Here is a 9,878-nt window from a genome sequence, read left to right as displayed (position 1 = left end):
CGAACCAGGCGTTCGGTGTTCGCCCACCCTCAACCTTGGCGCTGGGATTGGGCTCGGCAAAGCTGGTAAGCGGCACGACACATCGATTTTCGATGCCAAGCCAGCGCGACCAATGGCGGGAGGAGGTGTTGCGAACATTGGTCGTGCCGCCGTCCGGCTCCATCTTCAGAAGCTCCTGAAACGCGGCATCATCTACGTCACGGCCCTTGGCCCGCAGCTTGTCCGCGCGCTTCTTCGTTGCCTCGAACAAGGCCTGGCTGGAGCTGGGAAGTCCCCACCGAACGCGCGCAAGCTCGCGGACGCCATCCAGCGCGTTGCGGACGATCGGTCCCATCTGGTGGGGGTAGAGATCGAGTGAAGGCTGGATGTTGCCGGCGATGTCGCGGAACGTCTTCGACAGTTGCCGGATAGCCTCCTGTGTGGTCGTGACATTGTACAGATTACACAAACGCCTCTCCCTTCACGCCCGACACGGTTCGCCCTCGTCGCGGTGCTCGAAACAGAACCAGTGTGGCGCCTCCTTGGCGCGGGCGAAACCGAAGCTGCCCCACCTCGCGCAGCCGTCGTGCTCGCAATAGTGCTCATACAAGCCGGCCGGCGTCGAGTGGGGGAGGGCGTTGGGTTCGTCGCTCATAGATCGGGCTCGTCGTCTTCGGGTATCAGCAGTTCCAGCGTCCCCTCCGGTTCCGAGCCATCAACCGAGCAGGCGAGCAGCGCAGCCTTGGTGGCGGCAAGCCAGACGGCGGCGGCTGCGCTGTCTTCGTCAGTCAGCGCGTAAGTGTCTTCTTCCGGAAAGCTCTCGTCATCCCATGCCTCAAGGGCGAAAAACCCTTCGGCTGCCGTCAGCGGGCGCATGTCCGCAGCTTTGAAAACTTCGACAGCCGCTGCCATGCCGGCCACAAGTTGCTCTTCTGTCGCGCCTTTCACATCAAGCAGCAGTTTCATCCTCGCCTCCTGTGATGCCAGCCGCGGGAGAAGCCGTGTGAGACGGCGGCGCGCGTCAGCAAAAGCTCTGTTTTGGTCTCGCCCAACTCCATCGCCAGAGCCATGGCCGCCGCCCATAGATCGCCCCTGGCAGCCGCAATCGCGGCATCAAGGCGCTCTTCGGGCAACAGGTTGTCGTCCGCTGCCGAAGGGGCGCGGTGGCTGTGCAAAGCTGGTCTTGTCATGTGCTAATCATGCACGCGTCAGATTGACTCCGCAAGACGTTTGTTCTTATTTCGTTCTCATGCCGGAGCAGTACCCATATCGTCGCTATCCCGTCCAGATGCTCTCCTAAAGCGGATGAGATCGGACAGGTGGCGCACATCAGCTGTGGGCTCTGCAATCTGCGCAGAAACTACCTGGCAGGCGATCTGTTGAAGCTGCTGGGGAACGTCTCAATCTTCGATGTCGAGCGGCACATGCGCTGCACGCAATGTGGCCGCAAGGATTACATGACGGTCAAGTTCGACCTGCCGCCACCGGGCGACCGGGTGAAGATGAAGTTCCGCCGCCTGGTCGAGATCAAGATGGTGCGAAAGTTTATCTGGCGGGACGATTGATCAAGACGCCTTCATCCTCGGCTTGGCGAAAGCCCGACGCGCGACAATCGATTTCTTCTGGCCTTCGAGGACAGCCAGACAGGCCTTGCGCGCGGCATGATGGCTTCTGCCGCCTGTGCTGGGCCAACGGAAGAGCAGGCACTCCGCGGCCTCCCTTGCCGACGAGACATTCCTGATCTTGCTGGCGCCCTCGATCATCACCGAGACCGGCTCGTCGAACCAACCGTCATCCATACTCAGGCACCCTTACTCAACTGGGCGACTCAATGCGCGAAGGCCTGCGAGGTTGCTTGGCCATAAGCATGCGCGTTTTCGATTAATCGCACCACGCGACTTTTGTGCCGGTCCAGCGCTTCGCCAAGCCCTCACTGATCAGCGTCTCAGTGACGTCGGCGCCGCTGATCATAACCGTGCGGAGCTTGCGGCCGTAGCGGTCCTGGTCGCGGTTGCCGGCACGCATCAACACGAAGTCGCCGGCGTTAAGCAAAGCCTGCAGCCGTCCTTGCGCGCGGACGCCACGCGCAAGCTCGTCCTTGCACCTGGCGCCGCCGATCTCGGGGGTGTCGATCGCCTCCAGCCGGATCTTGGTGCCGCGCAGCCAAATCGTGTCACCATCGACAACGCAAGTGACACGCTTGCCGCTGTCGCAGATCGGGAACTGGACGCTTTCCGCATAGGCAAAGCCGGGAATTTCCAGGCATGAAAGGATGAAGGCCCCCAGCCCGATTTTGACGATTCTCATGACGCCGCGGACGCACCGGAGCCCATCGCCGTGACGATCTGGCGGTGATCGGCGTAGAAGTCCAGCCCATCAAAATCGCTGAACCATGCCGCCTCCTTGGTGTCGTCCGCGGCGCTGACCATCACATCCAACCCAGCCGGCGACTCGAACCTATGCACATGGGTGATGATGTGGTTGCGGGGATCTTATGCCGGGTCTGAGAAGACCACTGCCGGGCCACGATACGCGGCTCGCAGATCGACTGGCGCCACGTTGATGGCGGTCTCTTCGGTCAGCTCGCGAATGGCAGCATTGAGGAGCTGTTCTCCCGGATCAACGAAGCCGCCGGCCAGCGCCCACGTGCCATCCTGCCGACGGATCAGCAGCACCTGTCCGCACCACTCCACGAAGACGTCAACGGATACATGCGGGCCACGGCCGTATTTGGCTTCGTACGCGGGGTCTGGCATGGCTGGTCGCGATCATGTCGTCGGCCACATTGATCAAGTCGAATAGACTTGGTGTTGTGTCGGTGCTGGTGGCGATCGTCCAGCACGCTTTGGCGGCCGGCGCAGTTACAGGCTGGGGGGCTTGGGCGCTGCGCCGGCCAGGCGGAATTGGGGCTCCGCCGCCCTTCGAAGGTGACACAAGCGCCGCTGTTGGCAAAGCAGAACGCGTTTAGACGCTGTGGATTTCGAGGGAGGGCGCTAGGCCGATTTGTTCCTGCTTGCAGTCGGCTTGGCAACCTCTGCTGTGCGAGGCTTCCTGCCGAGCCCGGTTTTCCTCGCGAGCGCAGACCGCGCCTCGGCGTAGCCGGGAGCCACCATTGGATAGTCCGCGGGCAGGTTCCACTTCTTGCGGTAATCGTCCGGCGTCATGCCGTAGCTGGTCATCAAATGCCGTTTCAGTGATCTGAACTTTCTCCCATCCTCGAGGCTGATGATGAAATCCGGTGTCACCGATTTCTTGATGGGAACGGCCGGCGTTTGAGGCTCGGGTGCCCTCGTCTGCTCATCTGGTCGTTCGATGCCCTTGAACGAAGTGTAGACGCTTGCGATGAGGGCCGGCAGCTCAACCCTCGGCACCGGGTTCTTGGACACGTAGGAAGAGACGATTTCCGCTGTGATTTCAATTAGATCAACTTTTTCAGGCACTGGCTTTTCCTGTGATGGCTGTTACGAAAAGTCCTACCGCGACCCGATTTCACGACGAGGCTCTACCCGAACAGTCTGATGGCCCGTCGCCAGTCATCCGACAAGTGTAGAATTCGAAATCTGACTGTTACCCCCGGGAAAACGAAATTTCGTTTGAAATCTGAACGTTCGATATTCTTCGTACGATCTCCATTGTTTCTTTGTTGATCGCTACGGCCAATATTGTTTTCCGCCTGGAAAGCATGGGGTGCCAAGGCTGGGTTGGACGTGCAGGTTTTAGGTTCCCTTGCCGATGTCCACCGCGATTACTGGCTGATGCAGAACGAGAGTTTTGTCTCTTGGGGGCAGCGGATAGCGCGCGAGGTCGGCGGCACGCCTAAGATCATTGGCGCCAGAGCTTTCCTATCACCCCGCAACGAAGGCATAGCGGCGTCCGGCCGGCCGTTGACGCCAATCCGCGCCACGTTCGCTAAAAATCTCATCGATACCGAGATCTCGCCCATCGTCAGCCGTCCGAAATACAGCAAGGTGACGCTGTCCTACTTCGATCGCGCCAAGGGCGAACGTGCGAGGCCGAGGTCGACACCGGCATCACCGACGTCGACACCAAGCTCCGGCAGCTGATCACCGTCGCCAACGAGGCCGAAGCCAAGAAGAAAGGCGAGGCCCACGGCAAGGAATCGGACCGGCAGAAGGGCGGTGGTTCCGTTATCATCATAGGTGATGCCAGGGCGGAGCCGGGGCGATCTGTGTCCTCGCTGGCTTCAAGCCGGGCGTGGACGGCTCCTAACAGAACGATACCGTTGATCACGCCGTGAACAAGAAATCCGGCTTCACCACGTCGTTGGGGCTGAAGCAACCGAAGGATGGCGCCTGCGTTGATCCGCGGTGATGAAGCTCCTCCCTCTTTGGTAGCTCTTTGTGTTTTTCTGGCGACGAGAATGCTGGAATGACTAATAGGTTGGTTCGGGCTGTCAGGGATCAACAATTCATCGCCGCTCCAAGACGTAGAACTGATCTGTGCAGAGCTTCGAAAATTGCGCGCGCAGCCATGCTGCAACAGTTCATTTTGACCGTGGTCGCCCCTGCGGATTGTTCGAAGGTCTCGATTTGTAACGCCGCGCCCGTGCGTTCAGCAGAACGACCACAGCATCCGCTCGGTTAGGATGCAACATGGCAATTTCGTTCAATGTAGACTCGGCGTCCGCCAGTTGCTGTTCGAGACTTGGCACATAATCGTTGTTCAAACCAAGGTTTGCCATGTTCCAACGCCTGAGTAATGACCGATAGCTTTGAAGTTCTTTGTCAGCTTGATCGGGTGTCATGCACGTTGTCTCCCCCCGCCAGCCAACCTCTTAAGTCGACCATGATTCCGTGCATTAACAAAAGACATCATCAGTGAGAATCCCGCGCGGTGAGGCACACTCTAAGGTGTGGCCATCATGGCCATACCTTCAAGGCACGTACTTTCAGGCCGAAGCGTTCCCTTATAGATTATCGACGGGATAGCCCGCCTGTTGCAGAGCGCCTTCATCGCGGATGACACGATCCAATGCTTCAATAATCTCTTGGAATGTTTTCACTTCTCCACCGAAAAGCCCCCCTTCGCCATTTGCCCGGTGGCGGTCGAGGGCGGCCGCAATTTTCTTCCGGCGCTCTAGAACGTAGATGTCTCGCAACGCCCGCGCATCTTCAATATGCTGGTTTTTGGCAAACATCGATCCATCCTCCCTGCACATGAGCAAGGAAGGTTAGCAGTCTTGCTGACCCGCGCAAGCGACTTCCCACCGGAAGGGGAGTGCCTGATGAGTGACCCAAAGGACAACCCGCATCGTGACATTCACGAGTCTGTTACGATCACGCTAGCACTTGATGATCAGGTAGGACCACGGTCAGCCCCATGAATGTGCGGTCGCCGTTGGCCTTCAACTCCAAAGGAAGGTTGTGCAAGTCGCGCCTCTTATACACGGCGACGAGTTCATCAAACGTCATCGCGAGAGCGGTTCCGCCGGCTGCTTGTATCTTTAACGCCCGGAATATGACGCTATTAACGATAGCGTCTGTCACTGGATCGCCCCATACAGGTCTTCCACGTTTACTCCATGTCCGGAATGTCGCCGGCGGTGAACAGCACCATCGGCTCGCCATATTCGCCAATCGCCGGGTTTGCCTCTCGGCACCAGGCGATGGCGCCGGCATGCTTGGTTGCAAGTGCCCTTGCGGTTCGTATGGCGCGGTCCTCGGTTTGCTGCTGTTCAGGACCGAATGCGCTGAACAGCGTGCCTTCATCGTCGCGATCAAAGGCCTGCACCACGATCAGCTTCGGCAGTTTCGCTTGTGGCGTGATCGGTTCGGTCATCAGGATAGTTTCCAGTCTGCGTTTGGTTGCCGGCGGCACTTCGCCGTATCGCTTTCCTGAACTTAAAAAATGCCTACGGCAAGGTGAGCCCATACCATCAGCGAAGCAATCACGAGTACGCTATCAGGAGCCCACGGGCCGGCTGCGAATGGATTGTGCGGCTCACCAGCAGAACACCCACTCCGACCGCGATCAATATTGCAGCGGCGGCTACAAAGTCCTCAGCGCCCCAGTTCATCGGTCTGCCTCTCCTGCTTAAATGGGTTCCATCCGCGACCAGAGCCCAAGGCCAGGCGCCGGATTTGGGCGCTGGGCGTGAACCTCAATCCGATGGCCGTCCGGCGCTGGCACGAGCTCGTCCTGGATGCCCGCTTTGGCGACGCCACCGATGCCGAGTTGATCGCGGAACTGCTGATATCAGTCATTGTCAGTATTGGCCATTAGCAGTGCGCTTCGTTAGCAAGCGGCAGGCTGGCTTACCTGCGGCGGCGACCGCGAGTGCTTGGTGATCGCGCCATTGATCGGGCCAAAGGATCAGCGGACACCATCAGGGCCAGAGCGGTGACAATACCGCAACGACGAGCCCATTCGCAGCTTGCCGGGCGAGGTTGCCCCTAAGGTGCTGAGGAACGGCATCACCTTCAAGGACGCGGAAGCCCAGCTTCTCATAGAATGGTGCGTTGAAGGATGCACAACGGTCTGTAGTCAGTGTAGCACCCGCAGGTCGTCTTTGGCGGCCATCATCGGGCAAGGTCATAATAAGGCGTCGCCCGAGACCTTGTCCCTGCCAAACAGGTAAGACATCGACCTCCGCGATATAGAGGAACTCGTCGGCAATATACGCTCCGGAAAAAGCGACGGCAGCACCATCTTGATTACACGCTACGTACAGCAGGTCTTCATCAAGGAAGCGTTGCAACTCCTCGTCGCTACTAGCCGCCGGCACGCCGCTTACTGCGCCGGCAGCAGCGCGTCTAATCTGCATTTGGTTCACCTACCTTTGTCGGCTGGCCATTATTTAGACCCCATGATGATTTTGTCGAAGGTCTTTCGTCCCCGTGGGCGACAGACGTCTTCCGCTTTGCGCCAACTGCGGTCATTGTGCCTTGTCGGAAATCTCCTTCGTAAAGCGGATAATCACGAATCTGGGCGTGCTGGATGTTGTTGAAGGTGGCCTACGGTTGGTCGAACTTGCAGATGGGGTCTCCAAAGAAGAGCTTCATGCCGCGACCGACGCCACCATCATCGGTAGAAAGTCACGAGGTCGGGTGGATCAGTTACCGTCTGCCCGTCCCCGGTCCGTCGAGTATTTCTGTCGAAACTTTCGGATAGATACTTTTGAGAGTAGTAAAGCGAGACGTTAGCTGTCTATTTTCGCTGGGAAGTGGTAACTCAAGACTCGTCATTTGGATTTTCTCCTCTCCAGTTGCAGCATGGACCACGATTCGAAGTTCAAAATAGCCATCCCGCTAGACAAGAGCCGCTCCGACTTTCGGGAAGTCAAAGGCCGTCTTCTTGAATCGCTTGTCGGGCGTTTCCTCGCCTATCAGAGCTACGTTGTCAAAGAGCGTGTTCGTGATGCGGGTAGCGAAATAGACCTCAAATGCCTTAACCGGCTTTCTGGCGACAGCGCGATTGTCGAATGCAAGGCGCGCACGGAAACTGTCCAAACCGACGCGGTTAACAAACTCCACAGTGATGTCAGTCTTGAAGAGGCCGACCATGGCTGGATTTTTTCGATATCCGAAATCGGGAAGGAAGCTCAGGCGAGACTGGACAGATTCAACGCAAAAGCTGGGAAGAACGTTTTCAAATTCTTCCCGCCGCATGAACTGGTGACACTTCTAGTCGACGCCAAGGGTTTCGAACCTCCGGCGTTGCCGGGCAGCAATGGGGCTACCGAGGTTTTCCTTTGCTTGTTGGAGGGACGAGAGATTTGGGCCGTCCCGATGTGGACACCTAACAGGGAACTCAAGGGTCTTCTGGCTTGGGGCGCTAGTGACGGGTCTCCGATGAAACCAAGAGACTTGCCGGAACTGGCCAACACGGATTTTCCGTATCCCGAGGCGAGCTGGCTAGACCACAAGCACGTGGAAGGTCCTCCAAGCAAAGATGTACAGCCCGTCGTCGAAGTTATCCCCGGCGAAGAATGGAGCGATTATCGCCCATCGCGACCTGTAGACTTCGTGGGTCGAGAGGGACTGATTTACGAGATACGGGATTTCTTTGATCGCATCCGGAAAGGTAAGACCTCGTCGAGGCTTTTCGGCATCAAGGGGCAGTCTGGTTGGGGGAAGAGCAGCCTCGCGCTGAAGCTTGCCGACGAACTACGGAAGGATAAGATTTTTATTCTCCCGGTCGATTGCCGAGCTGCGAAGACTTCGTACTACGCCGATCTGGCAATGTTGCGGGCATTGCAGGCCGCCGAGCAGTATATATCGCCCGGGCCGCTGTTCCGCAGCACTCCGAAGATCGAGACGAACCCGTTCAACGATCCGGCAGTGCATGAACTTCTGGCGCAGGCCCAGTTGCAGAACGCGGTAGTCTGCCTGATTTTCGATCAGTTCGAGGAAATCATCCATCGCTCCGAGCTCAGCGCGGCATTCAGCCGTATGCGAGACTTGGCACTGGCAGCGGATGAAGCGCGAGCGCCTTTCGCTATCGGCTTTTCCTGGAAAACGGATGGTACCGTCGGCTCCGATTATCCCGGATATCACCTGTGGCACTCGCTTTCGGATCGTCGAAAGGATTTCGTGGTCGACAGGTTCGCACGCGAGGATGCGGATGGTTTTATCGTACTTGCACAACGCGAGTCGAAGCAGGCCCTGAAATACAACATTTCGAAGTTCATCGTCGAAAACTACGCGGGCTACCCGTGGCTCCTAAAAAAGTTGGTGCGCCATTATATCGAAGATGCCAAGGCCGGCCGTGATCCGGGACCGTTGGGATCGCTCCCGAGCCTTGAGACGCTCTTCAACAACGATCTCCAGGAACTGTCGCAGGCCCAGACCCGGGCTATCCGGTTCATTGCCCAGAACTCTCCTGTCGAATACGGAGCTACGGCGGACAAGTACGGTGCTGACAACGTCGCGTCGCTTGTGAACCAGCGGCTCGTCATCAATACAGGTGGCAAGCTAAACCTCTACTGGGACATTTTCCGGGACTACATCCTGTATAACGAGGTGCCTCAGCTTCCGAACACATACATCCCGACGATCTCGGTCCGTCGAATTAGGGGCATTCTCAAAACTGTGCTCGGAGCGGACCGGCTCGACTACGAGCACTTCGCTGCGAGCTTGAATCTCAGTCTCACGACGACCGACAACGCCGTCCGCGACCTGGTCAACATGGGTATCGTCAGGTCGAACCGTCTGGAGCAATATTTCGAAAGAGCTTTCGAGAACTCGGCGGCGGCGACGGCCAAGATCATCGAATTCCTGCTGAGCAATTGCATCTTCATCAAGGCCCGAGAGCTCATTGCCGCGCAGGGCGGGGCGACCTTCGCGGAAATCTGCACGGCGTCCGCACCGGAGTACGCCTTCCTTTCCATCGATGAGCAGACGTTGCAGCAGTACAATCGCCGTATCCTGGCGTATTGCTGGCACTTCGGTCTCCTGTCGAAAAACGGGATGCATTTCGTTCTCGGCGACCCCGTTTTCGACATCATGGAATCCGCCGAGCGAGTGGCGAACATCAGCGAAGTCGATATTTTCCGGGCGGCCGCACCGCCTGAGCGCGTGATCGAACTCGTTGATCAGGTCAGGGGCGGTGTCTGCAAAACCAAGAAGGAAGCGGAGAGCCAAGGTCTTCGCAACGCGGTCTTCGCTGCAAGCACCCTTGGACTGATCGTTCAGCAGAATGGCGAGATAAGCATCGCAGATCATGTGAAGGACGACATGCCGACGTCAATGCTTGTGCGGCAGGCCCTCGTGCAAATCGAGCCCTTTAAGAGCAGTCTGGCCGAAATAGAATATCCCGGCCTTCCAGCCAGCGAGCTCGGTGCCATCATTGCCGATCTCTACGGCCTGAACTGGTCTACGGGGTCGTGCGAGCGTCACGGCTCGGCAATCAAGCGCTGGACGTCCTGGATGGCTCAGTAA

Annotated in this window: 16 protein-coding genes and 1 pseudogene; 4 read left to right on the top strand and 13 right to left on the bottom strand. The window is 58.0% G+C overall.

The genetic code is table 11. The features are described from left to right. From ICI42_RS22930 to ICI42_RS22915, 4 genes and pseudogenes are all read right to left on the bottom strand, one after another. Nucleotides 1–448: pseudogene (locus ICI42_RS22930) on the bottom strand (SOS response-associated peptidase); the annotation flags it as partial. A gap of 12 nt (nt 449–460) precedes the next feature. Continuing rightward, a complete protein-coding gene (locus ICI42_RS22925) occupies nt 461–634 on the bottom strand; it encodes a hypothetical protein (protein ID WP_188166932.1) in 174 nt (57 codons plus the stop codon). After that, nucleotides 631–945, bottom strand: coding sequence for a hypothetical protein (locus ICI42_RS22920; RefSeq protein ID WP_188166931.1), 315 nt, complete (start codon nt 943–945; stop codon nt 631–633). Before ICI42_RS22920 ends, ICI42_RS22925 begins: the two co-directional genes overlap by 4 nt. After that, nucleotides 942–1,169 (bottom strand): hypothetical protein, encoded by a 228-nt coding sequence (locus ICI42_RS22915; RefSeq protein ID WP_188166930.1) that lies wholly within the window; start codon nt 1,167–1,169, stop codon nt 942–944. Before ICI42_RS22915 ends, ICI42_RS22920 begins: the two co-directional genes overlap by 4 nt. Nucleotides 1,170–1,298: 129 nt before the next feature. Here ICI42_RS22915 and ICI42_RS22910 point away from each other — a divergent pair, with 129 nt between their 5' ends. Next, entirely contained in the window at nt 1,299–1,544 is a 246-nt protein-coding gene (locus ICI42_RS22910; protein WP_188166929.1) for a hypothetical protein, read from the top strand. Here ICI42_RS22910 and ICI42_RS22905 read toward each other — a convergent pair whose 3' ends face one another. The 5 genes from ICI42_RS22905 to ICI42_RS22890 form a co-directional block, all read right to left on the bottom strand. After that, nucleotides 1,545–1,778, bottom strand: a complete 234-nt coding sequence (locus ICI42_RS22905; RefSeq protein WP_188166928.1) for a DUF982 domain-containing protein — start codon at nt 1,776–1,778, stop codon at nt 1,545–1,547. It abuts the gene before it with no gap. Nucleotides 1,779–1,860: 82 nt separating this feature from the next. Continuing rightward, nucleotides 1,861–2,286 (bottom strand): thermonuclease family protein, encoded by a 426-nt coding sequence (locus tag ICI42_RS22900; RefSeq protein ID WP_188166927.1) that lies wholly within the window; start codon nt 2,284–2,286, stop codon nt 1,861–1,863. After that, complete coding sequence (locus ICI42_RS24065; RefSeq protein WP_269140815.1) at nt 2,283–2,408, bottom strand: hypothetical protein; 126 nt, start codon at nt 2,406–2,408, stop codon at nt 2,283–2,285. The genes ICI42_RS22900 and ICI42_RS24065 overlap by 4 nt, the downstream gene beginning before the upstream one ends. 63 nt (nt 2,409–2,471) lie before the next feature. Beyond that, nucleotides 2,472–2,735: an NUDIX hydrolase gene (locus ICI42_RS22895; protein WP_188166926.1), complete on the bottom strand. Its 264-nt coding sequence runs from the start codon at nt 2,733–2,735 to the stop codon at nt 2,472–2,474. 237 nt (nt 2,736–2,972) lie between these two features. Further along, nucleotides 2,973–3,419 carry a MucR family transcriptional regulator gene (locus tag ICI42_RS22890; protein WP_188166925.1) on the bottom strand — a complete coding sequence of 149 codons (447 nt, stop codon included), beginning with the start codon at nt 3,417–3,419 and terminating at the stop codon, nt 2,973–2,975. Between the two features lie 261 nt (nt 3,420–3,680). Between ICI42_RS22890 and ICI42_RS22885 the strand changes: the two genes are divergently transcribed. Beyond that, nucleotides 3,681–4,043, top strand: a complete 363-nt coding sequence (locus ICI42_RS22885) for a hypothetical protein (protein ID WP_188166924.1) — start codon at nt 3,681–3,683, stop codon at nt 4,041–4,043. 440 nt (nt 4,044–4,483) lie between these two features. Here the strand turns inward: ICI42_RS22885 and ICI42_RS22880 are convergent, their stop codons facing one another. From ICI42_RS22880 to ICI42_RS22870, 3 genes are all read right to left on the bottom strand, one after another. Continuing rightward, on the bottom strand, nt 4,484–4,744 hold the full coding sequence (locus ICI42_RS22880; RefSeq protein ID WP_188166923.1) for a hypothetical protein: 261 nt from the start codon (nt 4,742–4,744) through the stop codon (nt 4,484–4,486). A 162-nt stretch (nt 4,745–4,906) separates the two neighbouring features. Then, entirely contained in the window at nt 4,907–5,137 is a 231-nt protein-coding gene (locus tag ICI42_RS22875) for a hypothetical protein (protein WP_188166922.1), read from the bottom strand. A gap of 377 nt (nt 5,138–5,514) precedes the next feature. Continuing rightward, nucleotides 5,515–5,778 (bottom strand): hypothetical protein, encoded by a 264-nt coding sequence (locus ICI42_RS22870; protein WP_188166921.1) that lies wholly within the window; start codon nt 5,776–5,778, stop codon nt 5,515–5,517. Between the two features lie 315 nt (nt 5,779–6,093). On the opposite strand from ICI42_RS22870, the gene ICI42_RS24060 reads away from it, so the two are divergent. Further along, nucleotides 6,094–6,222, top strand: a complete 129-nt coding sequence (locus tag ICI42_RS24060) for a hypothetical protein (RefSeq protein ID WP_269140814.1) — start codon at nt 6,094–6,096, stop codon at nt 6,220–6,222. 103 nt (nt 6,223–6,325) lie between these two features. Here ICI42_RS24060 and ICI42_RS22865 read toward each other — a convergent pair whose 3' ends face one another. Continuing rightward, a complete protein-coding gene (locus ICI42_RS22865; protein WP_188166920.1) occupies nt 6,326–6,763 on the bottom strand; it encodes a GNAT family N-acetyltransferase in 438 nt (145 codons plus the stop codon). A 421-nt stretch (nt 6,764–7,184) separates the two neighbouring features. Here ICI42_RS22865 and ICI42_RS22860 point away from each other — a divergent pair, with 421 nt between their 5' ends. Further along, entirely contained in the window at nt 7,185–9,878 is a 2,694-nt protein-coding gene (locus ICI42_RS22860) for an ATP-binding protein (protein WP_188166919.1), read from the top strand.

Source organism: Oryzicola mucosus, from assembly GCF_014534685.1.
Classification (GTDB): Bacteria; Pseudomonadota; Alphaproteobacteria; order Rhizobiales; family Rhizobiaceae; genus Oryzicola; species Oryzicola mucosus.
The sequence above is the reverse complement of the archived record's forward strand: the minus strand, read 5'-3'. Positions and strand labels throughout refer to the sequence as shown.

Coding starts and splice junctions, on each gene's coding strand:
- ICI42_RS22925 (WP_188166932.1), bottom strand. CDS start 634: ATGAGCGACGAACCCAACGCCCTCCCCCACTCGACGCCGGCCGGCTTG.
- ICI42_RS22920 (WP_188166931.1), bottom strand. CDS start 945: ATGAAACTGCTGCTTGATGTGAAAGGCGCGACAGAAGAGCAACTTGTG.
- ICI42_RS22915 (WP_188166930.1), bottom strand. CDS start 1,169: ATGACAAGACCAGCTTTGCACAGCCACCGCGCCCCTTCGGCAGCGGAC.
- ICI42_RS22905 (WP_188166928.1), bottom strand. CDS start 1,778: ATGGATGACGGTTGGTTCGACGAGCCGGTCTCGGTGATGATCGAGGGC.
- ICI42_RS22900 (WP_188166927.1), bottom strand. CDS start 2,286: ATGAGAATCGTCAAAATCGGGCTGGGGGCCTTCATCCTTTCATGCCTG.
- ICI42_RS24065 (WP_269140815.1), bottom strand. CDS start 2,408: ATGGTCAGCGCCGCGGACGACACCAAGGAGGCGGCATGGTTCAGCGAT.
- ICI42_RS22895 (WP_188166926.1), bottom strand. CDS start 2,735: ATGCCAGACCCCGCGTACGAAGCCAAATACGGCCGTGGCCCGCATGTA.
- ICI42_RS22880 (WP_188166923.1), bottom strand. CDS start 4,744: ATGACACCCGATCAAGCTGACAAAGAACTTCAAAGCTATCGGTCATTA.
- ICI42_RS22875 (WP_188166922.1), bottom strand. CDS start 5,137: ATGTTTGCCAAAAACCAGCATATTGAAGATGCGCGGGCGTTGCGAGAC.
- ICI42_RS22870 (WP_188166921.1), bottom strand. CDS start 5,778: ATGACCGAACCGATCACGCCACAAGCGAAACTGCCGAAGCTGATCGTG.
- ICI42_RS22865 (WP_188166920.1), bottom strand. CDS start 6,763: ATGCAGATTAGACGCGCTGCTGCCGGCGCAGTAAGCGGCGTGCCGGCG.